The organism is Aliiruegeria lutimaris (genome assembly GCF_900099935.1).
GTDB classification, from domain to species: Bacteria; Pseudomonadota; Alphaproteobacteria; order Rhodobacterales; family Rhodobacteraceae; genus Tropicimonas; species Tropicimonas lutimaris.
Window position 1 is genome coordinate 14,905 of record NZ_FNEK01000049.1, and the last position, 23,684, is coordinate 38,588.

The 23,684-nt window shown below is 57.7% G+C and carries 20 protein-coding genes and 1 pseudogene; 11 read left to right on the top strand and 10 right to left on the bottom strand.

Features of this window, described 5'->3' with window-relative positions; genetic code table 11:
- Positions 1–29: 29 nt before the first annotated feature.
- Together BLR85_RS19150 and BLR85_RS19155 are read right to left on the bottom strand one after the other, a co-directional pair.
- Positions 30–1,364, bottom strand: a complete 1,335-nt coding sequence (locus BLR85_RS19150; RefSeq protein ID WP_093160805.1) for a nucleotidyltransferase family protein — start codon at positions 1,362–1,364, stop codon at positions 30–32.
- The gene (locus BLR85_RS19155) at positions 1,294–2,913 is read right to left on the bottom strand and encodes an ABC transporter ATP-binding protein (protein ID WP_093160809.1); all 1,620 of its coding nucleotides are present in this window, start codon (positions 2,911–2,913) and stop codon (positions 1,294–1,296) included. Before BLR85_RS19155 ends, BLR85_RS19150 begins: the two co-directional genes overlap by 71 nt.
- Positions 2,914–3,095: 182 nt before the next feature.
- Between BLR85_RS19155 and BLR85_RS19165 the strand changes: the two genes are divergently transcribed.
- Positions 3,096–3,434 (top strand): hypothetical protein, encoded by a 339-nt coding sequence (locus tag BLR85_RS19165; RefSeq protein WP_212635111.1) that lies wholly within the window; start codon positions 3,096–3,098, stop codon positions 3,432–3,434.
- Between the two features lie 167 nt (positions 3,435–3,601).
- Here the strand turns inward: BLR85_RS19165 and BLR85_RS29235 are convergent, their stop codons facing one another.
- Positions 3,602–3,763, bottom strand: a complete 162-nt coding sequence (locus BLR85_RS29235; RefSeq protein WP_170844640.1) for a hypothetical protein — start codon at positions 3,761–3,763, stop codon at positions 3,602–3,604.
- A gap of 382 nt (positions 3,764–4,145) precedes the next feature.
- On the opposite strand from BLR85_RS29235, the gene BLR85_RS19170 reads away from it, so the two are divergent.
- The 4 genes from BLR85_RS19170 to BLR85_RS19185 all read left to right on the top strand — a co-directional run bounded on the left by BLR85_RS19170 (position 4,146) and on the right by BLR85_RS19185 (position 8,526).
- Positions 4,146–5,129, top strand: coding sequence for a glycosyltransferase family 2 protein (locus BLR85_RS19170; protein ID WP_244520788.1), 984 nt, complete (start codon positions 4,146–4,148; stop codon positions 5,127–5,129).
- Positions 5,129–5,953: a sulfotransferase family protein gene (locus tag BLR85_RS19175; protein WP_244520789.1), complete on the top strand. Its 825-nt coding sequence runs from the start codon at positions 5,129–5,131 to the stop codon at positions 5,951–5,953. Before BLR85_RS19170 ends, BLR85_RS19175 begins: the two co-directional genes overlap by 1 nt.
- Entirely contained in the window at positions 5,950–6,918 is a 969-nt protein-coding gene (locus tag BLR85_RS19180; protein ID WP_093160823.1) for a glycosyltransferase family 2 protein, read from the top strand. The genes BLR85_RS19175 and BLR85_RS19180 overlap by 4 nt, the downstream gene beginning before the upstream one ends.
- 183 nt (positions 6,919–7,101) lie before the next feature.
- Positions 7,102–8,526, top strand: a complete 1,425-nt coding sequence (locus BLR85_RS19185; protein WP_244520792.1) for an oligosaccharide flippase family protein — start codon at positions 7,102–7,104, stop codon at positions 8,524–8,526.
- A gap of 305 nt (positions 8,527–8,831) precedes the next feature.
- Here BLR85_RS19185 and BLR85_RS19190 read toward each other — a convergent pair whose 3' ends face one another.
- Entirely contained in the window at positions 8,832–9,896 is a 1,065-nt protein-coding gene (locus BLR85_RS19190; RefSeq protein WP_139188464.1) for a glycosyltransferase family 4 protein, read from the bottom strand.
- A gap of 354 nt (positions 9,897–10,250) precedes the next feature.
- On the opposite strand from BLR85_RS19190, the gene BLR85_RS19195 reads away from it, so the two are divergent.
- The gene (locus tag BLR85_RS19195) at positions 10,251–11,246 is read left to right on the top strand and encodes a sulfotransferase family protein (RefSeq protein ID WP_093160835.1); all 996 of its coding nucleotides are present in this window, start codon (positions 10,251–10,253) and stop codon (positions 11,244–11,246) included.
- A gap of 68 nt (positions 11,247–11,314) precedes the next feature.
- A complete protein-coding gene (locus tag BLR85_RS19200; protein ID WP_093160840.1) occupies positions 11,315–12,238 on the top strand; it encodes an FkbM family methyltransferase in 924 nt (307 codons plus the stop codon).
- A 97-nt stretch (positions 12,239–12,335) separates the two neighbouring features.
- On the opposite strand, the gene BLR85_RS19205 is transcribed toward BLR85_RS19200, so the two are convergent.
- The 5 genes from BLR85_RS19205 to BLR85_RS19225 form a co-directional block, all read right to left on the bottom strand.
- Complete coding sequence (locus BLR85_RS19205) at positions 12,336–13,706, bottom strand: polysaccharide biosynthesis/export family protein (RefSeq protein WP_093160885.1); 1,371 nt, start codon at positions 13,704–13,706, stop codon at positions 12,336–12,338.
- Between the two features lie 26 nt (positions 13,707–13,732).
- On the bottom strand, positions 13,733–14,344 hold the full coding sequence (locus tag BLR85_RS19210) for a YjbF family lipoprotein (protein ID WP_093160845.1): 612 nt from the start codon (positions 14,342–14,344) through the stop codon (positions 13,733–13,735).
- Positions 14,341–16,476, bottom strand: coding sequence for a YjbH domain-containing protein (locus BLR85_RS19215; RefSeq protein ID WP_093160850.1), 2,136 nt, complete (start codon positions 16,474–16,476; stop codon positions 14,341–14,343). Before BLR85_RS19215 ends, BLR85_RS19210 begins: the two co-directional genes overlap by 4 nt.
- 211 nt (positions 16,477–16,687) lie before the next feature.
- Positions 16,688–18,859, bottom strand: a complete 2,172-nt coding sequence (locus BLR85_RS19220; protein ID WP_170844650.1) for a GumC family protein — start codon at positions 18,857–18,859, stop codon at positions 16,688–16,690.
- Positions 18,860–19,234: 375 nt separating this feature from the next.
- Complete coding sequence (locus BLR85_RS19225; RefSeq protein WP_093160860.1) at positions 19,235–19,537, bottom strand: hypothetical protein; 303 nt, start codon at positions 19,535–19,537, stop codon at positions 19,235–19,237.
- 340 nt (positions 19,538–19,877) lie between these two features.
- Here BLR85_RS19225 and BLR85_RS19230 point away from each other — a divergent pair, with 340 nt between their 5' ends.
- From BLR85_RS19230 to BLR85_RS19240, 3 genes are all read left to right on the top strand, one after another.
- Positions 19,878–20,567: a sugar transferase gene (locus BLR85_RS19230; RefSeq protein ID WP_244520790.1), complete on the top strand. Its 690-nt coding sequence runs from the start codon at positions 19,878–19,880 to the stop codon at positions 20,565–20,567.
- A gap of 271 nt (positions 20,568–20,838) precedes the next feature.
- On the top strand, positions 20,839–21,039 hold the full coding sequence (locus tag BLR85_RS19235; protein WP_093160869.1) for a hypothetical protein: 201 nt from the start codon (positions 20,839–20,841) through the stop codon (positions 21,037–21,039).
- 145 nt (positions 21,040–21,184) lie between these two features.
- The gene (locus BLR85_RS19240) at positions 21,185–21,925 is read left to right on the top strand and encodes a glycosyltransferase family 2 protein (RefSeq protein WP_093160874.1); all 741 of its coding nucleotides are present in this window, start codon (positions 21,185–21,187) and stop codon (positions 21,923–21,925) included.
- 59 nt (positions 21,926–21,984) lie between these two features.
- On the opposite strand, the gene BLR85_RS19245 is transcribed toward BLR85_RS19240, so the two are convergent.
- Positions 21,985–22,854 carry a replication-relaxation family protein gene (locus BLR85_RS19245; RefSeq protein WP_093160879.1) on the bottom strand — a complete coding sequence of 290 codons (870 nt, stop codon included), beginning with the start codon at positions 22,852–22,854 and terminating at the stop codon, positions 21,985–21,987.
- Between BLR85_RS19245 and BLR85_RS19250 the strand changes: the two are divergent.
- Positions 22,848–23,684 (top strand): annotated as a pseudogene (locus tag BLR85_RS19250) (IS3 family transposase); the annotation flags it as partial. The gene BLR85_RS19245 and the pseudogene BLR85_RS19250 sit on opposite strands and share 7 nt — an antisense overlap.

A 23,684-nucleotide genomic window follows, 5' to 3' on the forward strand; every position in this document is an offset into this window, starting at 1 on the left:
CATCCTGAGCGGCCAGCAACGGCCTCGTTTCATTGACCTTCGGCGCGAGCAGGGAGTGCACGACCGAGCATGCGCGCTGCCCGAATAAACAGGTACCCGACTTCGAGGCCACGAGGCAAATCGATCATCACCAGCTCTGGTGGGGTGGGAGCAAACAGCAGACGAAAACGAGAGACACGCTCCTGGCGGGTGTGGGAGGCCGAAAGCGCCGTGTGACGCAGCAGCGACCGGGCAATTTTCAGCGGATGTCGGGAATGAAGGGGATCTTCCCGCAAGCTCGCCGTTTCAAGCATCCAGTCGAGGGATTGCTCTGCTAGTATTTCGCACCGCGGCAAGGACTGAACCAATCGCTCAATGGGGGGCGGGAGGGGGACGTTATCTATCCGAGCTGCAACGAGGGCGGCCGCACCGACAGCGCCGGACATGCCGATTTCCCGGGCGCGGTCGACAACGCCCTCCCAGTCGTTTTGATTGAGCCGCCCATTTTGCAATGTCCAGCGGATATCATTGAGCCATTTCAACCGCATCCACCCGTGTGACAGACCATGCGCACATAGATAGATAAAATGCTCGATGCGGTCGGGGACCAGGATTTCGCCCATTCCGGCCATGACCATGGGTTGAGCCCAGGCACGGTGAGGATCGGTTGGCATCATTCCTTCAACCTTCTGCCAGCGCCAGTGCAACTCGACGCCGATCTCCTTGGACGGCGCAAGAAAAGCAAGTTGGTTTGTCACCCGCATCAGGCGTTTCCGCTGACGGTCGGAGCTTAGCAGGGCGCCAAAGTCGGCGCGATAGTCCAGGCCCTCCAACTCGACCGCCGCCTCACGCGCCTGGCTTGGCGGAAGCAATATATCGATGTCGCCGGGATCTCGAAGGGCGAGATCATAATGGATCATCAGAGACAACGGTGCCCCCTTCATCACCGCAGCCTTTATGCCGGCATCCCTCAGCGCACTCGCAACCAGACACGTCTCGCGGGCCAGCAAGAGTGCGCGAAAGGCTTGCGCCCTGGCGATGTTTTCCAACTGACGGCGCGCCGGGTCCGGCATTTGAATCTCCGGCATCCTGTCCAGGTTACGCCGTAAAAGCAGAACAGACTTGTGTCGGAAAGCCAGGTTGATCAAACGGCTCCAGTCCACGGGCCCGACTGGAACACGTGGAGCGGGTCCTGTCAGCTGGACGAGCGTCCACCACACCGCACTGTCCGCATCCAATCTGTCCGCGTCTTCTGCATTTTGGGTCACGGGGCTTCGATACGTTTTCAATAGAGTGGATCCAACTTCGACGTCATCATTGTTCTTCGAGGGACGCGCGTGCCGTCCCGATGCGGGGTGCCATTCGGTCCTCGTCGATCTTGCCACCCCGGAGGTTCAAAACGCGGTCCGCCAGTGCGAGGCTGGCCGGTCGATGTGTGATCAGGATAACCGTACTTCCTGCCAAAGCCTTGCGCGCCGTTTCAACGAACCGGGCTTCGCTCTCAGGATCGAACATCGCGGTTGGTTCGTCCAGCACGAGGATCGCGGGTTTCTTGAGAAGCGCCCGCGCCAGGGCGACCCGCTGACGCTGGCCACCAGACAAGCGGATGCCCGCCTCACCGATTTTCGTGTCGAGACCTTCCCGAAGCTCGGAAATAAAGGCCCAGGCTTCGGCTTCACGCGCGGCGTGCTCGACCTGATCGCGCGTTGCGTCCGGCAAGCCCAGACGGATATTGTCTGAGATCGTTCCATCAATCAGTGCCACCCGCTGCGGCACGAGGGCGATGGTCTGGCGATACGCAGAAAGCTCGACAGTCGATATGTCCCTTCCATCGAGGCGGATTGTTCCTTCATCCGGAGTTCGGAACCGGAGCAGCAGATCGACCAGCGTGCTTTTCCCGGCCCCATTTCTCCCAAGAATGGCGACAGTCTGTCCTGCGGTTATCTCGAAACTGACGTCTCTCAGGAGTTCCGGACGGCCGGCATAGCGAAAGCGTATGCTCTCGAAACAAAGGTTGCCCTTCACCTCTTTTGGCAGCGGATCTCCCTGTCTGGCTTCCGGGGACATGGCGAGCACGATGGTCATATGGCGCAGCGCGCCGCGCGCATGCTGAAACTGCCCCCAAAGATCGGCAAAGCGCGCAACGGGCCGCGTCAACAAGCCCGCATAGAGCAGGAAGCTGACGAGCTCCCCGGCTCCCATCTCGCCCTCGGCGACCTTTCCTCCGGCCAGCCAGAGAATGAGGACGACCGAGGCTGCGGCGATGAAGTTGACGATTGGGCCGAGAAGACTTTGGTACGCAATCATGCGCTCCTGGAGGTCGCGGTGGCGCAAGACACTGGTTTTGATGCGCTGTGCCTCGATTGTTTCGCGCGTGTAAGCCTTTATCACTGGCAAGATGGACAGGTTTTCGTCGGCCAGAGAAACCCAGGTCGCGTAGGCATCGCGGATCTGTCCGGCAAGCGGGCGAATATTGCGACCGAAGATCTTCATGAAGATGTAGAAGGCAGGCACACCGAGAACGATCGGGATCGTCAGGATCGGATCGATCGTCAGCATCAGGGCCAAAGACCCCGTCAGCACGATCAATTGTGGCACGATGCCAAGAAGAGACCCCGTCACGAATTCGCTCAGGACATCGACTTCGCGTGTCATGAGCGACAAAAGCTCACCTCGTCGCTGATCTTCGAGCCAGGGCAAGGGGAGGCGCTGAAGATGATCGTAGATCCCGATCCGAAGTCCCGCGGTCAATCGCTCGACCGTGCGCTGCAACACGCGCCGTTGAAGGATCTGCAGGCTCGATTGCAGGAAGAGAAGGCCGATCAGGCCGCCGGCAAGCAGGCCGATCGAGACGTCGTCTTGTGTAAACAATCCGCCGATAATCAATCCGCCAAGCCATGGAACGAAAAGGACGGCACCGCTTTCCACCAGCATAAGCAACAGGCAAAACGCAAGGGGCCAGCGATAGCGCCAGAGATTTTGCCGAAGGAATGCTGTTCTCACGAAACGCCCCGTTGGTGACCAGGAAGTGGAGCCTGACGACTGCTTTTAGCGTTTTAGCGTTCGAGCCGGAAACAGCAACGTCGTGCTGCCTAACAAACGAATCCAATGTCGGCATGTCCGAACCGTTGGTGATCCGGACACTGACACTGACACTGACACTGACACTGACACTGACACTGACACTGACACTGACACTGACACTGACACTGACACTGACACTGACACTGACACTGACACTGAAGCGCGCCGAGATCCTTGTTCGGGTCAAGGCCTTTGAGGCCCGGATCGCTCAAGCGAAACACGACCTGGCGCACGTGAACACGAGAATAGAAATGCTTGCCGAGCCGCGCCGCAGAACCAAAGGGCGCGCTACATGGTCAGCCATGGCTTCTGCAAGAAGGGCGAGATCGCCGACATCTGCATCCGCCATCTCGATGTCGCGGAGGCGATGACCAACCGCGAACGCGCCGAACGCGTCGAGGCCGAAGAGAATCTCGACATCCCGGATACTGCCCTGAGGAACTCGGTGGTGTCCAAGCTTGTGCAGGCGTTGTGCAATGCCAAGCGCAAGGGATGTGCGCCTGGGCGGCGAGCGACGCCGTCACGCTGCGCGTCGTTGTCAGTGTCCCCTCCACGCCCGGCTGACCGGTAGAGCGAGCGCCCCGCCGATCAGGCGTTCCGCCGGGCATCCGTTGCTTTCCTCCCGGCAATCGTCGAGCCAGACCGCATGAGGATCGCCCAGCCCTCGGCGCACAGAGGCCAGAATATCGTCGGTTTCCAACCGCAACCTCCTTTTGAACTGCAGGAGATTGATACCCAATACCGCCAATAGCTCTTCGCCAGCCGGATCATGGCGAGGCGCAGCTCATTCTCGTTATTCTCGACGGCTCCGCGGCAGAGAGGACTTCACTCACGGGTCTGAACTTGTGGTCGGCCATAGGGCCGGATTTATCACCCATGCCGAAACCTCGTCAGACGGCCCTCGCCGGAGGAATACCAACCAAGTCCCTGGGTTCTCATTTCCAAATGCCCGATAACGCAGGTCCGAATCGCTGTTTGGGAAGCTTGTAATCCAGTGAAGTTGCCCGCATTTTCCCCTTTCCGCGATGTGGTTGGGGGTGTTAGAATTCGCGGCATGCGGAATGATGAGATTTCCCAGTGACATGACACGAAAACTCAGCATTTCCATTATCAACTTTCGCACAGGAAATATGACGCTGGCCTCCGTCCAATCGGCCTTGGCCGACCTCGCTGGCGTGGAGGACAGGAAGCCAATTGATGGCTGGGTCATTGTGGTTGACAACGACTCCGGCGACGGTTCAGCGGAGCAGATCGAGGATTGGATCGAGGCCAACCCCGAGGAACCTGTGGAACTTGTCCGGTCGGCTGTCAATTCCGGCTTTTCCGGCGGTCACAATCAGGGGCTCGCGGCGATGGAGGCCGAGTTCACCCTCGTACTGAATTCGGATGCAGAAATCCGGCCGGGTTGTCTCGGGGCGTTGCTTGATGCCGCCGAAACTCACCCCGGTTTTGGGCTTTTTGCGCCGCGACTGGAAGACGAGGACGGTACGCCGCAAATCAGCAGTTTCCGCGATCACAGCCCGTTGAGCGAACTAATCCGGGCGGCCGGGACCGGCCAATTGACAAGGATGCTCAAGAGGTTCGACGTCCCAACTTGCACTGCTCCGAATCCGGGCAGAATCGACTGGTCGAGCTTTGCCGCCGTGCTGCTGCGTCGAAAGATGGTCGACGAGATTGGTTCACTCGACGAGGGATATTTTCTCTATTTCGAGGATACCGACTATTGCCGCACTGCTCGGAAGGCTGGCTGGGGTGTGATGCATGTGCCAGAGGCCCGCGTGGTGCACCATCGTGGCGGCAGCGGTCCGGTGAAAGGGCTTGAGGATGCCCGAAAACGCTTGCCGCCCTATCTTTATGCTTCGCGTACACGCTTCTTCTTCAAGGCCTATGGCTGGACTGGAATCGTAGCGGCCAACCTGATGTGGCATCTCGGACGCGGTATCGCTCAGTCCAGGCGGCTGTTTGGCAAACCGGTTCCGCCGGCGAACGAAGCGGAATGGCGGGATATCTGGACCAATGTCGCGCATCCTTCCGGACCGCGCCGGGCGCCTTGGGAGGACCGATAGTGGAAGAAATCCCCGATTTCGTGATCATAGGCGCAATGAAATGCGGCACCTCTACGCTGCAGGCACAGCTGGCAATCCAACCGGGCATCTTCATGACCACGCCCAAGGAACCGAACTACTTCTCGGACGATGACGTCTTCGCCCGGGGGAAAGCCTGGTATGCTGGGCTCTTTGCGGAGCGGCAACCAGGAGATCTCACCGGCGAGGCCTCCACGCATTATACCAAGCTTCCGACCCATCCGAGAACGCTCGATCGCATGGGTGCGCGCCTCAACTCACCAAAACTAATCTACTTGATGCGCGACCCGCTGGAGCGGGCGATATCGCATTACATACATGAATGGAGCATGGGCGTGATGGGAGAGGATCCGGCCGAGGAGTTTGAGCGCCATCCTGAACTCACTGACTATAGCTGCTATGGGATGCAACTTGCTCCATATGTCGAACGCTATGGGCGCGAGGCGATCCTGCTTCTGCAGATGGAAGACATGAAATCCGATCCCCAGGGGACACTCGACCAGGTTTCCAGGTTTCTTGGTCGGGAAGGGTTTCAGTGGGATCCGGATCTTGGCACGCAGAATGTCTCAGCTGAACGGGTTCGGCGCCTGCCATTTCATGACCTGATCGTCGACAACGAGGTTGCGACGCGGCTGCGGCGTGCGCTGGTGCCGAAATCGGTTCGTCGATGGATTCGCAGCAGCCGGCAGATGCGAGATCGACCAGAGCTTCCCGAAGATCTCAAGGAGCGGTTGCGCGTTACCTTCTCCGAAGACCAAGAGAAGCTCCGGGCACTCTTTCCCAGCGACCGGACGATATCTTCATGACCGCGTTTGCAAAAAACCCTGCTGCCGCCATCGCGATCGGCCGCAATGAGGGCGAACGGTTAGAGCGATGTCTCTCTTCGCTCGTGCGGCAGTTCGACCAAGTTATCTATGTCGATTCCGGATCCTCGGACGGTTCTATCGAATACGCGCGCGCCCAAGGCGCCGAGGTGGTCGAGCTTGACCCATCGATCCCATTTACCGCGGCGCGAGCTCGCAACGCCGGGTTCGAGGCGTTGAGATCGCGCGGTCTGCCGGAGTTTGTCCAGTTCATCGACGCAGATTGCGAGCTGGATCCTGACTGGGCGCCGACAGCTCTGATGGCGCTAGAACTCGACCCGAAACTCGGAGTGGTCTGCGGTCGGCGTCGCGAGCGGTTCCCGGAAGTCTCGGTCTATAACCGTCTGGCGGATTCCGAATGGGACACGCCGATTGGCCCGGCGAGAGCGTGTGGCGGCGACGCCATTTATCGAACCGCAGCCTTTGAGGGTGTCAATGGGTTCAACCCCGATCTTATTGCCGGCGAGGAGCCGGAGCTATGTTTGCGTCTCGCACGTGCAGGCTGGGGGATCGAACGTCTGGATGCAGAGATGACGCTGCATGACGCCCAGATGACCCGTTTCGGTCAGTGGTGGCAACGCTCGCGCCGCGCCGGTTTCGCCTTTGCTGAAGGCGCTGCCATGTATGGCAAAGACCCCGAAAGGCATTGGGTGGCCGAAACACGCCGGGCATTGGTCTGGGCACTGATCCTACCGCTGACGGTCCTGTTTTTCGCATTTTTTCTAAACCCGTGGGCGCTGCTGGGGTTCCTTGTCTACCCGCTGCAGGTGATGCGTCTGCAGCGGAGTATGGGATGGGAACGGGGTTTGTTCCTGACACTCGGGAAATTCGCCGAGATGCAGGGGATCACCGATTACTGGCGAAAACGCATCCTGGGGGGAAAACAGGCACTGATCGAATACAAGTAGTACCGCCGCCCATCGATTTCGGGGCGTCTTCCTGCCGCCCCGACAGGAATGTCGAACAGGGCTCCAAACGGTTCAGACAAACGAACCACCTCCGATCGCGGAGAAAACACACTTCCCGCCCGACTGTCCAGCTGGGCCCGCAATGCACTGTCCATTGGTCGGAAAATGGCCTACTCGTCCAGTATGCCCACCGCCTCTTCTAATCGAAGGGCAGGGCAAAAGGTTCCGTCGTCTCACCACGAGGCTTGCTTTTTGAGAAGATTTCTCAACAGGTTTTCCGGGGAAAGCGTAGCCGCTCGCACGCTGCGAGGATCACTGTGGACGGCTCTCGCATTTGGTGGTGAGAACCTTCTGCGCCTGGTCTCCAATCTCGTCTTGACGCGTTTGCTCTTCCCAGAGGCGTTCGGCCTAATGGCAATTGCACAGGTCTTCCTGACTGCGATGCAGATGCTTTCGGACGCCGGATTGCGCCCGGCCGTCATCAAGGACTCGCGGGGAGATGACCCCGCCTTTCTCAACACTGCCTGGACCGTTCAAATCCTGAGAGCAAACTTGCTTTGGCTCTTGGTCTTCCTGTTGGCCAGTCCGGCGGCAGCGATCTATGGCGAACCCATTCTGGCACAGCTATTGCCTTGGATGGGTTTCACAATCATCTTGCAGGGCCTCACTCCAACCGCTGTCTGGACCGCTGAGCGCCATCTTCATCTTGGTCGGCTGACCATAATCCAATTGGGCGTTGCGGCCTTTCATATCGTTGTGGCCTGCTTGCTCGCGTGGCAGATGCAGTCGGTTTGGGCGCTGGTTTTCGCAGCGCTTGTCTCTTCGGCCTGCAAGCAAGCCGCGTATTGGAAGTTTGTTCCGAATGCTTCCAACCGCCTGTTTTGGGAGCGCGAAGCTCTGCAGAGCTTGTTCCATTTCGGCAAGTTCGTCTTCGTGAGCAGCATCGCAGGATTCCTCGTTGGACAGGGAGACCGTGCGTTGCTCGGCCTTTACACGTCGATGGCCGAACTTGGCGTGTACAATATCGGCTATTTCATGGCGATGGCCCCGTCCCTTCTAGCTGTTGCGGTCCAGAAGAGCGTGATTTTCCCACTCTATCGCTTGAAGCCAATTTCGACCGATCCAGACAGCCGCGAAAAGGTTTTCAGGGCGCGTCGCCTACTCGCAACGACGATGATTGTCTTCAGTTTGACCCTGTCGGCCACAGGTCCCTGGCTGGTGCGTTTCCTCTATGACGACCGCTACGTATCTGCCGGCCCGATGATGGCGCTGTTCGGATTAACGATCGTTCCCCTGCTAACGCTTCGAACGACTGGCCAGATGTTGCTGGCGATGGGAGACTCGAAAAGATTCCTCAACACAGTCCTGGTAGCGGCGATATTCCAGACTTTTCTGTTGTTTGTGGGAGTACGCGAACTTGGCGTGGTTGGTGCAATCCTGGCACCCGGAGTGGCTTGCGTCATCTCGTACCCGCTGCACATGCAATACGCGAAGATCTACAAAGGTTGGGATCCGGTGCATGATGTCGGCTTGACGATACTCGGAATGCTTGGTGCCCTCGGTATCTGCATCTGGCACGCCGAAACTATTTCGACGCTGTTTCCCTGACATCAGACGGTCCCATTCATTTGAACACTCCAAGTCTGGTAGGCACACCTTGATCATGAAGGCACCGGGCTTCTTCCGTCCATTCGGGTTCCGGCGACAGAAACTGGGAGCAGGTTTATCTCCTCGCCCGAGAGAAAACCCAGCGGCGAGAGCAAAGCCCTCCCAAAGCGCCGAACGAGAACGGTCTATAGGCTTGAAAAGGTAGCCATCAAACCTGACCCATAGGAACAGGGCGTGGCTTGAACCGCCAATGGTCCGGTTCGAGTTTAAAAGAACAGCTTGCAGGCATATTCAACTCTGGCGGCTCAGCCTTCCAGTAGCGCGGCCTCAAAGAGCTTTGTCGCATCATCCCAGCTATACTGTTCAACCTGTTCAAGTGCCGATTGAGACAGGGTACGCCAGAGAGCATCATCCAGCGAAAGGACCTTGATCAATCCCTCTGCAAGCAACTCCCAGTCTTCGACATCCGCAAGATAGCCATTCACTCCATTGACAATCACATCAGGTGCACAACCTGTCCGCGTGGCAACCACCGGCGTGCGGCACGCCATTGCCTCGAGGATCGGCAACCCGAAACCTTCGACGCGACTGGCCGCAAGGAACACATCACAGCTGGCATAGATATTGCGGATTTCCTCCTGTTTGGGTGCCAGGTGAAACTCGGTTTCAGGAGGCAGTCCCAGCTGTTTTCCAGGTGGAGACGCGCCAAACGCCACGAGATGCACGTCAGGAACCGACTTTCTTGCATGTTCGATCGCTCTCAAGGCGGTATCTACACCCTTGAACGCGACTGGAGAATACATGAGGCCGATTGTGGGATTTGCCTGGCGCCCGCGCTCTTTCGCATGGAACAATGACTGATCTACGCTGTTGGGGACCACAATGGTATCGGTGTCTCCGTAGGTATGGGCCATTGTATCGCTCAGCCATCGGGCAATGGTAATCTTCTTCAAGGGAAGATGATAACTGCCCGCAGATATATGGTTCGGCAGCGCCTCATGAACTTCGTGGTGCTGCACAAAATAGAATTTCTGTCCCTTGGTCGGAGACAAGCGAGAGACCGAGAACGCGGTTTCCCACCAAGTGGCGATCACGACATCGGCATCCGGCAGATCGTGATCTGTGACCGGGTCGGGATGGTCCAATGCTATCCATTTGGCCTTCATGCTCTCGAAATGGTTGGATGAGGGCGGCCGCGACCAACGCCCGCGCAGTACATCACGCAATACGTCACAACGGCTTGGTTTGCGTGGACGGGTTGTAACCACGGTAACGTCATGCCCAAGCGCCGTCAGGCGATCCGCATAGATTGAGACAACTCTACAACCTCCAGAGAGATTGGCTTGCGGATGGATAAAGGTGATTTTCAACGCACCTGCCCCTTAGCGAAAATCAGATCTTGCCCTTTAGGTGCGTAGCAGTCGTCAAAGCGTTTGTCAGAGAGAATTTTACCCAAGGAGCAAGGACTTGCCGAATGCTGAGCGAAGAAGCCAGCCCATGCTCCAGAAGACGTCGAAAAAGCTCTGCAACCAGGCAGGAGCGCGTTGGTTACCGCTTTTACATCCTCTCCGAATTGACCATAAATTGACTTGGTGGTTCCACCAAATGGAGCACCCGCATTGCTGACATTCGATGTCTTTGTGCCAATGAGGCTTCGTAACACAACAGGGCCATGAAAGAGAGGCAATGCGTGGCTCCGATCGGTCGTTGGAGAACTGAGTGCGATGACAAAGGGCAACCCGGAAACCAGTTCACGGACGGGGCAGACCAGTTTTGAAGTCCCCATCTGGGCACGAAGCCGCAACGGTGTCGCTTTCGCAGACGTGCCAAGACGTGGTGGTGGGCGTATGCCAGATTTCTGTATCATCGGTGCGGCCAAAGCTGGCACCACGGCGCTCAATCAGATTCTGGACCGACATCCAGATATCTATATGAACCCTCTGAAAGAGCCGCATTACTTCTCCACAAAGGCAATCCGGAACTACGGCGAAGACTGGTATCGAGGCTTGTATTCTGACGCATTGCCCGACCAGATTTGTGGAGAGGCATCAACCTCCTACACCCGCCATCCATTGGTATATGGAACAGCGGAGCGAATGGCCGCCGCCAACCCTGCCATGAAGCTGATCTATCTATTGCGGGAGCCGGTCAAACGGATCGAATCCGAATGCCTCCAGATCCAGAAATACTGCCAGAACGTCCTCGGCGTGAGTTGCGTCGAACACTCTCTCGACGAGGTTCTTGACGCAGTCGAAAACCCCGACGACCCGCGCTACTCAGCCGTGATCGCTACAAGCCGGTATATCGAGCAGATCGAAGCCTTCGAAACCCACTTCCCAGGCGAACAACTGCTGGTTGTTTTTCAGGATGATCTCTATCGCGAAGCCGATGCGGTGATACATCGTGTGTGCGACTTCCTCGACGTCGATCCTTTCCTGCTTGCCGGCGAAGCCACACGCTTGAATGTAACCGCGGACTTCATTAACGCCAGCATGTGGGCGCGCCAAACCGAGAAGTTCCGTCGACTGCCATTCTATGATGTGGCGAAATCGTTACTCCCCATGAGCGCCAAGTCACGCATTCTCTCGTTTATGTCGAGCACTGGAGAGGAAGAGTTCAAGCTGAGCGAGAAACGGCGATGCAGCCTCGTAGAGGCTTTTCGCGAACCAAACCGCAGACTCGAGGCACGCATTGGAAATCTTCCCCGTAGCTGGGAATGACAGGTAAGGTATTCGGCTGATCCTGGCTCTTTTCTTCCGTGCGATTGCCTTTGCAGGGCCGTCGGCTATTGTCCGCTCAACTCGACCAATCAGAGCATGTCATCGTGTTTGAAAGATTAAAAAAGGCTACCGCGCCGACAGTTCTGCTCTTGTCGGCATCAATGTTGCGCGGGACATCAATTGGCGCTGACACGAAGGATCGCCTTTGGAAGATCCTACAACGCTACGCTGCCTATTTCGACGTTTTCACCGAGGCAAGTCTGGTCAACGGGATGAAGGTTCGGGTGTCCAGCAACCCGAGGGTAGAGCAGGAGATTTTCTTGTTCGGCGAATGGGAACCACTCTTTACGCGTTACCTGAGAAGCATCCCCCCGAACGATGGCATTTTTCTCGATATAGGCGCCAACATCGGATATTTTTCCTTGGTTGCCTGCTCCAGTTTTCGCGAGGTCCATGCCATCGAAGCGTCTCCCTCCACGAACCGCCGATTGGTCGAGAATATTGCAGCCAACAATATCGACAACATACACGTGTACCAGACGGCAGTCGGGGGGATCGAGGGGCATATCGATTTCTACCAGAATAGGGAGCAGAGTGGCGGCGCTTCGGTTTTTCGAACTGAAGCGAGCCTCTTCGAGGCCAGTGTCCCCATTGCACCTGTCGAAGTCATCCTCGATGGCATTGACTGGGGACGGGTACGCTTTGTCAAAATAGACGTCGAAGGGCTCGAGGCGCCGGTGCTTGACAGCCTTTTGAGGCTACGAACGCTTCTGCACCCAGGAGTCGAAATCTTTGTAGAGTACTCTCCCGATCGCCGCGATTCCTGGCCAAGCATCAAGGCATTCTTGGAGAACGGCTTTTCTGCTTTCCTGTTACAGGGGCCCTATGATCGCCGGGACTACCTGGAGCCTCTTCGTCGTTCAGCTCTGAAGCCCGTCAACAATCCGCCAGTCGAATTCTGCGATATTCTTATTCGCCGCGACACAAGCTGAGCTCTCGTCCTGGTTCCGGTCGGAAGAAACCAGGTACGCGAGTTGGGCAGGTGAAAACTGTGTCTCGGCCGAATGCCCGATAACGCAGGCTCCCGCCCTATCGAGCCAGCGCATTGATGGTCGAGTTGAATACACCCGGTGTAATCTGGGTAATCACGCGGTTCCACTGGGTGACCGGTTGTTCAGCCACGAAGATCACGTCATTGGGGCGCAGCTCGAACCGTGTCGCCAACAGAAGCGATGCGGCATTGCCCGCGTTGAGCTTCCAAGCCGTGATCGAGCCGAACTCCTCCGCCGCCTGCGAGCCGCGGAGCACATAGATTTCCGACACGTTGCCGGTGATCGTGGGTATGCCACCCTCGGCATAGATGGCATCTGCCAGGACGGCGCGCTGCTCGAACGGCAGCGGGAACCGGGCCTGCTTCGTGACCTCTCCCGCGAGGTAGACATAGTCGCGATCAACTGCCCCAAAATCCACCCGATCCTCGAAATTCTCGCGCGCCTCGTCCAGTTCCGCCCGTCGCAGGGAAATCTCGGTCTGAAGCTCCGAAATCGCCTGCTGGCGCGCGGAACGGCGGGTTTCGTTCAGCGTCAGCTGTTCCTGGAAATAGGCCTGTGCATTGTCCAGCCTGTATTCCAGGTCGACATAGACACTGTCGCCATCAATCAGGCGGATGCGCTGAAGCTTCCGTTGCGAGTAAAGCTCGGCCAGGGGAACCTGGTAGAGGCTGCCATTTCGATAGATCCGTACCGTGACGTATTCATTATCATCGCTCGTTGCACCGCCGGCTTTCGAGATTGCCTCGTTCAGGTAGAGCGGCTGCAACCCGATCGGCAGCACCCCAGGCGTCCTCACCGCACCACCGACGGAAACACGCTGCGAATTGAACGCCGCCACTTCGAGGCTGAAGGACGGATCAATCGAGCTGTCCACCAGCGCCTGAAAAACATTCTCATTCGCTTCCTCGAGGGTCAGGCCCGCAAGCCTCACGCGGCCGACGCTCGGAATGGAAATACCGCCATCATCCTGGACCGTGTAATTCTGCTTCTGGTTCTGCACGGCCACCAGGCCCGAAAGTTCAGCAACAGAATCTCCGCCCGTCGGGGTCGCCAGAACAACAACATCTCCGACCCCGATCCGATAGGGAGAAATCGGCACATCTGCCGGGATACGGGTTTCGATCGACCCGGGCCGGGTTTCCGGATCGACGGCGGGGTCCGGTAGCGTTCCCGCGCCGCGCAAACCGGAGCCTCCCCCTGCCGTCTGGCTGAAGACTGCCGGCAAGCTGTCCGGCTGGTAAGGAGAGCGGTTGGCGGCAAGCGTCGTCTCCGCGGTAATCGGAACCACGCGCACCTTTGCATCATTGACAATCCCCTGCGAGACGGTCGGGGAATTGTAGATGACACCACAACCTGCCAGCGTGGCGGCCACGCCCGCGAGAAGGGTGATCAGGATGGATCGGCGCATGGGCGGGTCCCCTTTTGTGTTCTGGCTCATGGATAGCGATGTTGCAGGCGGATATATCCGAGATCGTCGCCGAGCCACTGACGTGATTGCACCAGCTCTCCGGAATTGTCGAGCCAGTAGGAGTTGGTAAAGGATTGATCTGCGTTGAAACAGCTCTCGTCGGTTCGACTCACAGGGCGAGATTTTCCGGCGATCGTCACGATATCAGAAACACCTTGGGAGATTTCACACTGGTAGCCGCGAATAACGACCTTTTCCTCGCCATCAACGTGGCGGTGCAGCCGCGTTGTCTCGAGCGGTCGTGCCATGGACCGCCAGCGCGACGGGAAGAGCCCTTCCACCGACAGGATATCTGGCGTCAGTGACTGCGTCGCAACGATAATCCCGTCCTCCAGGGACAGCGTGTCGCCACCAGCTGAACGCCAGGTCGTTACGTCGCCATTGCGTGCCACCTGGCGAAGGACCGCGCCTCCATCCCTGCTTTCGAGGATTGCCGCTATCTGTGGCGCCTCGCTGTGCGGGGTGCCGGCCTGGCCGCCAAGTTCCTGCGCGCCAGTAAGAGAACGAAACCCGGTTCCACAGCCAGAACTGCCCAGGACAAGAGCGGCAAGTGCCAGAATATGCCAGGTAGACCTCATCTCCAGAAACCGGCCCAGCGTTGTCGCAATTCGGGGTCCCTGTAATCCTTGACCACATCATGGAGGCGGTTGCGCACAACCAGGCGTGCGCCGCCATCCCGAAGCACGGGCCGAAGAACCGATGAATAACCAGCCCGGGAAGGCTCGCCGCCCAGCCAGGAAAATGGAATTTCAAAGAAAATCCCCTTGTCGAAGGATCCCTCGCCGAAGTCTTCAAAGCTGACATCGGTGCGCGTGGCGAAGGCGCCTACACGTACGCCATTGGCGAAATCGCGGCTGATCGTCAGCGTCGCTCCCCAGTCTTCTGCCAGGTAGCGACCAGCATCGACCTGCGCGAAATAGCCTTCGCCAAAATCATAATAGGCTGAGGCATGGCCGGTGATCACGTCGTAGTCCTGGAAACCAAGACCGCCGTCGAAATCTCGCTGCCGCGCGTAGTTGACATCGACACCAAGGGCGAGGGGTCCCGAGATCGGGTTCCAGAGCAGCTCAGCAGAGGCGCCGCCATACATGCGTTCGAGGTAACCGATCGTCGTTCTTCCAAAGAGGTTGGCGCCGGGCCGGAAGAAATACTCTGCCGTAAGATGACTGAGATAGGAACTGCCTTCCTTGTCATAGAGGTTCAGGTCGGACCGGACACGAGGCAGGACAGAGGTCGAGTCCCGCGTGGATTCCGCGCGATTGCCCGCGAGCTTGGCGCGGTAGATCCCGGAGAACACGAGACCAGGCGTGGGCGAGTACTGCGCACCGAAATCCAGGCCGATATCGGCACGAACCGGCGCGTCGGGGTCGAAGAAGACGGTCGCGATATAGGGCCGCACCTCGAAATTCCCGTCCGGGTAGGCTTGAGAGGCGAACTCGGCAAAACCCGGGGCGTCGCCGGCGTCTTCGATATCGGCCCGAACATAGGAACTCCAGACCCTGTCAGGGGCAAATTCGAGGCGCTCGAGATCGGAACGCTCGACGGTCACCAAGGACATGGGGCGGCCAAACTCCACTGGCTGCAACTCGAACGACTCGACAGCTTCCGGCAGGATGGCGGCCAGAACACGCGACGCGCGTCCAATCGCCTGCGGAACGGAATCGTAGGTCTTGTTCCTGAACCCCACCCGCACGGATGTGGCTCCAAGCTCGAAACCTTCGAGCTCCAGTCCCTGTGACCTGAAAGCGGCGTCAACACGCTCGCGGATTTCTGTCGGATCACGTCCCGCGAGCTTGTCTGAGGGAAGTCCCCAGGCTGCCAGGTCGACATTTCCATTGCCGCGCACTGCCACCGGGGGAGGCGCAGGTTCTCTCCCGCCCCGGAATGGCGGAGATTTCGGGTTGGCGCTGAAAGACAATCTGATGCCAAGTTCCGAGCCGTACAGTGAATAGAGCCCCAGATCGATCCCGGGGCGCAGCCGGTAGTTCAGGCCGAAATTGAAGGGTGAACGGTGCTCGAAATCCGTATTTGCCTCCTCCCGTTCATAGGCATCCGATGAGTACTCGGCCGAGAGGGTCAACTTCTCGCTGGCCTGCCATTCAATGCCTCCGAAGAAAGCCGCGGGACCGCCAAACCAGTCGCCCGCATTGAAATCGCCACCTTGTCCCGTGTCTGCTTCTCTTTCCTTGAAGCTGTCAGATAGCTGCGACAGGGGATTGTTGAAGCCATTGTAGGAGCCAAGGCGGCCCCATCCAATGCCAGCCGTTAGCCTGAACCTGTTCTGGATTGTCTTGGATGCTACAAGATACTCGGAGGCAAATACGCCAGTGCCGGCAATGTCGTTCAGTCCTAGCACGAGTGACGGCCAGATTTCGCCTTCTTCCATGAGGCGCAAGGCCAAGTTAAAGCCGCGATCGTAGAGATCCCCCGATCCGTCGACTCCAACCAGGCCCTTTGTGAAGGAATATTGATAGGATGCATAGAGCCAGGGAGCAAACTGGAAGCCAAGGGTCGTTCGCCAGAAGCCATCCCGCGCGGCAATATTCACTGACGCCTGGCCATCCGGTTGCATCACGGCCGAAGGCATATCGATCACGCCCGGGGGACCGTAGAATGACAGCGGGGGCCGGATTGCCGGGAGATGCGCAGCGTCCTGAGACGACGCTTGTTCGGTCAACAGGGCACTAAACACAATGACAGCGACCGCCATTCCTGCGGCGTGCCGGGCCACGTTCCTCGATCGCACAAAGCGGTCGGCGTTATAGTCTGACTGCCCCACTGACGCTTGCCCGTCTTGCTCTCAAATCCCCGACGATTCTACACGTCCCTTCGACGGCACCTTACGGCTCCAGGAGTGGCGGCGACAGAAAAATCAAGCTCCTTGCAGCAAGATATATGCAATAGTGGTTGTTTGGACCACATCATCTGCTCCCGTAATACCCGGCTCGGCCGTAACCGTAACCGCCATAATCCTTTCCGTAGCCGTAACGGCGCATCCCCTTCGGGTCGACATTGGTCAGCACAATACCCGCAACCTTTGCATCCACGGACGCAAAGGCACCAAGCCCTTGCTCGAGTTGCGTTCCAGTTGTGCTGTCCCACTTGACGTTGACCAGCACAACATCCGAAAGCATCGCAATACTCCTGGCATCAGGTACCAGCAACACCGGCGGAGTATCAATGATGACCTGATCGTACTTGTCGCGAAGCTGCATGAGAAGCTCTCTGAACTTCTCCGAGGCAAAGAGATCAGCCGCGCTGACGGAGGTGTTCTCACCGGGAAGGATATCGAAGCCTGTTTTCTCGTCCGAATGGATCACATCCTGCAATTCCGCGTCCCCCGAAAGCACGGACACGAAGCCAAGGTTGTGTTCGAGATTGAAATACTGATCCATCACCCTCCGTCGGATATCTCCTTCGAGCAGAAGAACCTTTCGGTTGAGGGCGGCGTAATGGTAGGCCAGCGTGATCGCGGTTGTTGTCTTTCCTTCGCCCGGAACGCAGGAGGTCGACAGGATGACCTTGGGTGGATGATCGACATTCGACAGATCGATCGATGTCCTGAGGTTTCGGGTCGCCTCCGCTGCCGGCGAGGTGACATTCTTGACAATATGGGGCACGAGTTTCGAGCGATCCCTGATCGGCATGACCGGAATTTGCCCCAGGACCGGGTAGCCGGTGGCCTGTTCGAGTTGCTTTGCCGTCCGGAAACCGCGATTGAGCATTTCACGCAGCAATACGATACCACTGCCGACCAGGACGCCCAGAATCAGCGCCATCATGACGATACGAGACTTGCGGGGAGCGAAGGGAACTTTCGGCACCACGGCTGGGGAGATGACACGGGCATCCGCCTTCTGGATACCCTCTTGGATCGAGATTTCGCGAAAACGCACGAGGAAGCTTTCGTAAATCAGGCGGTTGGCCTCGACCTCGCGCTCGAGCTGCTCAAGCGTTACGAGATCCTGGGACTGCTTGTCGACCCTCAAGGCCATGCGCGCAGCCGAACTTTCGAGCGCAGATGCCTGTTCTTCGAGGCGCGAGAGTTCGCCGACAAATCGTGCCTGCACCTGTGCCAGTCGCGTGTCGAAAGTCGTTTGGCGTGCCAACCCCTGCTCAACGTCCAAGGCAATTCTTTCTAGCCTGGGATCGTTGGCCGCCTCGAGAATGGCTTGCCGACTGCCTGAAGCCACGGCAGTCTCCAGTGCCGATTGCTTCTCCTTTGCCTGCTCTGTTTCCCGTCGCGTCGCCAGTGCTCGTTCCCGCAGATCCTTGAGCTGCCTGTTCATAGCCGTCAGCGTCTCGGCGCTCACCAAATCGATGGATGCATTGAATTCCTTCGCCGCGGTTTCGGAGGATTCCAAATCTGCGCGCAGCTCGACGACCCTATCCGATAGCCAGACAGAGGCCTGTTCCGTGGCGTCGTATTTTTGCTGCAACTGGTCTTCGATATAGACTTGGGCAAGCGTATCCGCGAGCAGGGCGGCCTTGTCCGGGGAGGTCCAGTCGGCTCGGATAGAAAAGACGAGCGAATAATCCCTGTTGTTAATCGAAAAGACTGACAAGGCCTTCGTAATCGTGTTTTCCAGAATCTCCTCGTCACTTGGGGGAGGGGCAGGCATCGCTTCTTCAACCCCCAGGGTCGCCATCAGTCCGCTTCTCACCAGTGAGCGCAGCGACGTCCTGGGACCGTCCGATGGCGGCGGGTTGAACTCTGGATCATTCACGAGGTCGAGCTTCTCGACAAGTTTCCGCCCGAGCGCCCGGGATTGCAGGATTTCGACCTCAGTATAAAGGGCCATCCCGCTCCCGCTTGCTGGAAAGCCTGCAACAACAGCTTCGATTGGACTGACATTTTCCGCCCGGTCGATAAGCGCAACAACACTCGTCGCGCTGTAGACCGGTACAGTCATCCTAAAAGCATAAAATCCACCGGCCAGCATGGCCAATACGGCGCAGAATCCGATAATCCATTTCCCGCGCCACAGCGTGCGAAAAACGGCAAGCAGATCGATTGAATCATCGTCGGCATAGCCCTCCGGAAGGCTCCGGTTTCTTGCCTGGTCTTGGTTGTCTCGCACTTTGTTGTTCACCGACATCTGCCTGCAACTATTGGAGCCGAACATTCGGCGCCAAGTGTCGATACCAACTCCACGTAAACAGGTTAACTTGTTGCCTTGTGGCGCGACTGCTGCATTTCAGTTCTTCCCTTCGAGGGGATTAGGGCTTTCGCAACGTTCATGCAACCATTCGGTAACAACAGCTCTGGCACACGCATCTCCGTCTGCGATGCTGCGCAATCGAAGATGAGTTCCTTCCTGCCACGAACCGAAAAGCGACTCAATGACGCCAATTGACCTCGATTCCTGCAGAAATCTGGTTGTAAGCCGACGAACCCCGACGGCCTAGCTAAGCCAAGCGACCACCGCGCCGGCGCAACCTGCCGACGCCGCGATAACGACACCGTGTTACTGCGTGTCGGAGGTTGAATCTCCATCGCCACCGCCACCGGCACCCGCCGCAAGACCAAGTAGCAAGAGCCCGCCAACTGCAATGGCGACCGTCTGTCCGTTCAATCCGGCACCACCGCAGACCACCTCGACCTCGGTCTCCGTTTCGTCCTTGAACTTCGCCTCGAGGATCGGAAGATCCTTGCAGGCGTTCAGGTCCACTGCAAGTTGATAGGCGCGCTCCTCAGCAGTTTGGGCGAGAACCGGCAAGCCTGACGCGACAAGGGCAAGGCCGCTTACAAAAGAGAAAAAAGACTTCATGACAAGATCCCTACGCGCAGTTTATTTCCAGCTAGCACACACGAAGATTCCGGTCCAGCCGCAAAGGTGAATATCTTTCGTACAGGCGAAAAACTTGATTTTTTCGCCATGCGACACTTTGTATCACCGCCTTGCGTTTCAAGATCAGCGATCAATTTCCGTGCATTACGCTTGCCAATTGCACCTTTTCTTGACCTGGCGCAGCGATCGTGAGTGTGCCCCGTCGAAATTGCCCTTATGTTAGAAATTTCGCTCGGTTGTGCTTCGGAAGATATCTGTCTAATTCTACGGTCAGGGACGCGATGACGGTGTTTAGTTACCGCATTTGAGAGATCAGTCGATGAAACACTATCCGGTACCCCTGTCGGTGCCCGTTATCTTTACGTCCCGACGACGGTATGTTTACGACGCAATGGATACGGATGTCACACATTGGAGGCTCCGTTTCAGGATCTGCAAATTCTGTTTCGACAAGGGATTGGCCCTCATTGGGCTGGGCTTGGTCGCTGTCGTTGCTCTCCTCCTTCTTTTCCTGAATCCATTCCTGAACCCTGGCCCACTCTTTTTTCGGCATAAGCGCTTGGGAAAGAAAAAGAAACCTTTCATGATCTGGAAGTTTCGAACGATGAGCGAAGCCACTGCGATCGAGCAGCGCAGTGCTGAAGACGGTGTTGAAAACGCACGGATTACACCGCTCGGTTGGGTCATGAGGAAAATGCGGGTTGACGAGTTGCCGAACTTTATCAACGTCCTGCGTGGAGACATGTCGGTCATCGGCCCACGCCCGGATGCCGCGAACCACGCTGAAACCTATTCCTTTCTCATTGAGCATTACGATATTCGTTTCAAGGTCAAGCCGGGCATCACCGGTCTCGCGCAGATTGAAAGCGGTTATGCGGAGGGCATAAAGGCAACGGCGGTCAAGGCGCATTATGACCAGATCTACGTGGAGACCTCCTGTGGAAGATTGGATCTCTACATTGCCCTACGTACGATCCGGGTGATGTTGACAGGGTTCGGCGCCAAGTAAGGCATATGACACAAGCTCCGGCTCTGAAGAAAGCCAGGCTGATCTGAGGCTCCCGAAATAAAATCGTCCCCCGCTGACTGTAACATGAAGAGGCGTCGGGATCTTTTCCCGCTGCGGGCCTCTCCCGAGATCAAATGCCGGATAACTTGCCACCCGGCTTCTTTGGCGTCAGTTCAGAAAGCCCGACCACCTGGATTCTCGGCAGCCTTCATTAGGGCTTTCTTAGCTGTTCTGACGCACACCCTTTGTTCAAGCAAGCAAGGGAGTGAGCATGAAGCGTTGGGAATTCAAGGTGGGCTGCACACTTCTGGGGTGGTGTCCGGTAGAGGCGGCCATGGAACTCGATACGAGCCCGGGCACGATTCTGAAGCATCTCGAAGGCGAACTGGATGCTGAGTTGCAAGGAAAGGTCATCGAGAATGCAACGAAAGTCTTTCAAAGAAAGCGCCTTTCGATTGAAAGCCGGATCTGAAATACAAATGACTTGAACTGATTGGTCCGGTTTGATCTCTGGTGCCGGATCAACTTCGTCGTCTGACGTCGGCGTGCTTCCGAGAGATCCAAGGGACAACTTAGGCCTGTGACGTCAAAGGTCGTAAGGGAGTACTGCTGCCGCAATGAAATTCTCTATTATCACGGCAACCTACAACCGCGAGGACACGGTGGCAGACGCCATCGAGAGCTTGCATGGCCAAAGCTTCGGAAACTTTGAGCATCTGGTCCAGGATGGAAGGTCTGCAGACCGTACAGTGGAAATCGTCAAAGCCAGCGCAGACGCGCGCACATTTCTGGAATCGAAACCGGATTCAGGGATCTACGATGCCATCAATCGAGCCATTTCTCGTGCGACCGGAGACGTCATAGGGCTGCTGCACTCGGATGACTTTTTTGCCAGCGACCGTGTTCTGGAAAAAGTCGCAGCCGCCTTTGCCGATCCGGAGGTGGACGCTGTCTATGGCGACCTGCACTATGTTTGCAAGCATGATCCAAAGCGGATCGTGCGCAAATGGGTCTCGTGCCCCTTCTTGCCCGACCTGCTGAAAACCGGTTGGATGCCAGCCCATCCGACTCTTTTCCTGCGTCGTTCGATTGTCGACCGTCTAGGGGCCTACGATACCAGCTATTCAATAGCCGCCGACTACGATGCCATTCTTCGATACTTCAGCGAGCCAGGCTTCACTGCAGTCTATCTTCCGGCCGTGCTCGTGAAGATGCGAGTTGGCGGTGAAAGCAACCGCTCTCTGGAACGGGTTCTCAGAAAGAGCCAAGAAGACTATCGGGCCCTGCGTGGGAATGAAATCGGTGGAATCGCAACTCTTGTCCGCAAGAACGCAAGCAAGGTGAGGCAATTTTTCTGAACCGGCATCGGCTTACATGCGAAAAAGCTGAACCGCCAGAGACAAGAGTCTCTGGGAACTCACGGATCTTCTTCCCACGCCAGACATGCGGCCCCTCCTACAGCTCTTTCCCAAGAGGAAGCATATAGATCGAGAGTGATGGCTTTGTGGGTCACCTGACCGGAGCCACCAAGCGTCCGACTCAGCATCACCTGCGCAACAGCAGCCGGCTGTCCACCCAACATATCCAAAAACTGACTTTGCCGTCCCGGACTTTCAAAAACCCACAACACGATCAGGTTCGCCTTCAGCCCGTAATGCTGTTTGTAGATCGCTTCTTCGAGCAGGCGACGATATTGCTCGACCGATTTCTGGAGCGACTTTCTCGCCGCGGTTGAGCGCAACGGCTCGGTGCCCCGGTCGACTTCGAGCGCGAAGACCCGATACCTTCCGCTGTAATCCAGGGCGAAGAGCTGGTCCGGGATCAGCTTCACTCGCCCGAGGGAAATGGCGAGGTCGGCGCCCCTGATCGCCAGGATGTCATGGGCTGGGATGTAGCGGACGCCTGCGCGTGCCGCGGCGATGTCGATCGAACTCGTCACGGAGGAGACCGCGTAGCCATGCCACCAGTGCCCGGTTGGGCGGACCGACGGCTCGTCCAGGCCGAGATCTCCGAGACGGTCCTTCGTCAGCCGTGTCAGATCGTAGATATACGGGTTGAACTCCGCCTTTGCCACCTGCCGCTGTTGCGGCGGCAAGCGCAGGAAGCCGCCAGCGCGGAGTTTCTGCAGATCCCGCAGCGCCGTGTCCCGGCAGCGATGCGTGTCCCGCGTCAGCTCGAAGAGGAAGGTCGAGGATTGCGGCCCATGCCGTTCGATATGCTTCAGCCAACGGATTTTTCCGCTCCCGATCCGGCAGCGATGCCGGGAAGAAGGAGCGAAAGATGGCAAGACGTCCGAGAAGAAACCACAGCGCCGTGTTCAAGGCGAAGGTCGCACTGGCGGCACTAAAGGGCGACAAGACGATGAGCGAGCTGGCCACCCAGTTCGACCTGCACCCGAACCAGATCAAGCAGTGGAAAGACCAGTTGCTCGATGGCGTGACGGATGTGTTCGAGGACTGGCCGAAGAGCAAGGAACCGGAGATCGACATCACCTCCCTGCACGCCAAGATCGGTCAACTCACCTTGGAGAACGATTTTTTAGAGGGAGCGCTCGCCAAGGCCGGTCTGTTGCCGAGCGCAAAGAGATGACGGATCGAGACCACACGCTGAGCCTGACCCGGCAGGCCGAGCTGCTCGGGATCAGCCGGGGCAGCCTGTATTATCAGCCCCGCCCGGTCAGCGAAGACGACCTGCGGCTGATGCGCCGGATCGACGAATTGCACATGGAGTTTCCCTTCGCGGGCAGCCGGATGATGAAGGGCCTGCTGCGGCAGGAGGGTTTCACCGCCGGTCGGCTTCACGTTGGCACGCTGATGAAGCAGATGGGCATCGAAGCCTTGTATCGGAAGCCGAACACCTCGAAACCGGCGCCCGGCCACAAGATCTACCCATACCTTCTGCGCAAGCTCGCTGTGACCCGGCCCAACCATGTCTGGGCCATGGACATCACCTATATCCCCATGGCGCGCGGGTTCGTCTACCTGACGGCGGTCGTGGACTGGTTCAGCCGCAAGGTGCTGGCCTGGCGGCTCTCGGTGACGCTGGAAACGGAGCCATGTCTGGAAGCTCTGAAGGAGGCGATGGCCAGATACGGCAAGCCGGAAATCATGAACACCG

Bases quoted from the DNA above. Each gene is read 5' to 3' on its own strand.
- BLR85_RS19195 (WP_093160835.1), top strand. From the start codon at position 10,251: ATGACAAAGGGCAACCCGGAAACCAGTTCACGGACGGGGCAGACCAGT.
- BLR85_RS19235 (WP_093160869.1), top strand. From the start codon at position 20,839: ATGAAGCGTTGGGAATTCAAGGTGGGCTGCACACTTCTGGGGTGGTGT.
- BLR85_RS19185 (WP_244520792.1), top strand. From the start codon at position 7,102: ATGCCCACCGCCTCTTCTAATCGAAGGGCAGGGCAAAAGGTTCCGTCG.
- BLR85_RS19165 (WP_212635111.1), top strand. From the start codon at position 3,096: ATGTCCGAACCGTTGGTGATCCGGACACTGACACTGACACTGACACTG.
- BLR85_RS19205 (WP_093160885.1), bottom strand. From the start codon at position 13,706: ATGCGCCGATCCATCCTGATCACCCTTCTCGCGGGCGTGGCCGCCACG.
- BLR85_RS19210 (WP_093160845.1), bottom strand. From the start codon at position 14,344: ATGAGGTCTACCTGGCATATTCTGGCACTTGCCGCTCTTGTCCTGGGC.
- BLR85_RS19240 (WP_093160874.1), top strand. From the start codon at position 21,185: ATGAAATTCTCTATTATCACGGCAACCTACAACCGCGAGGACACGGTG.
- BLR85_RS19215 (WP_093160850.1), bottom strand. From the start codon at position 16,476: ATGGCGGTCGCTGTCATTGTGTTTAGTGCCCTGTTGACCGAACAAGCG.
- BLR85_RS19180 (WP_093160823.1), top strand. From the start codon at position 5,950: ATGACCGCGTTTGCAAAAAACCCTGCTGCCGCCATCGCGATCGGCCGC.
- BLR85_RS19225 (WP_093160860.1), bottom strand. From the start codon at position 19,537: ATGAAGTCTTTTTTCTCTTTTGTAAGCGGCCTTGCCCTTGTCGCGTCA.
- BLR85_RS19170 (WP_244520788.1), top strand. From the start codon at position 4,146: ATGACACGAAAACTCAGCATTTCCATTATCAACTTTCGCACAGGAAAT.
- BLR85_RS19230 (WP_244520790.1), top strand. From the start codon at position 19,878: ATGAAACACTATCCGGTACCCCTGTCGGTGCCCGTTATCTTTACGTCC.
- BLR85_RS19155 (WP_093160809.1), bottom strand. From the start codon at position 2,913: ATGCTGGTGGAAAGCGGTGCCGTCCTTTTCGTTCCATGGCTTGGCGGA.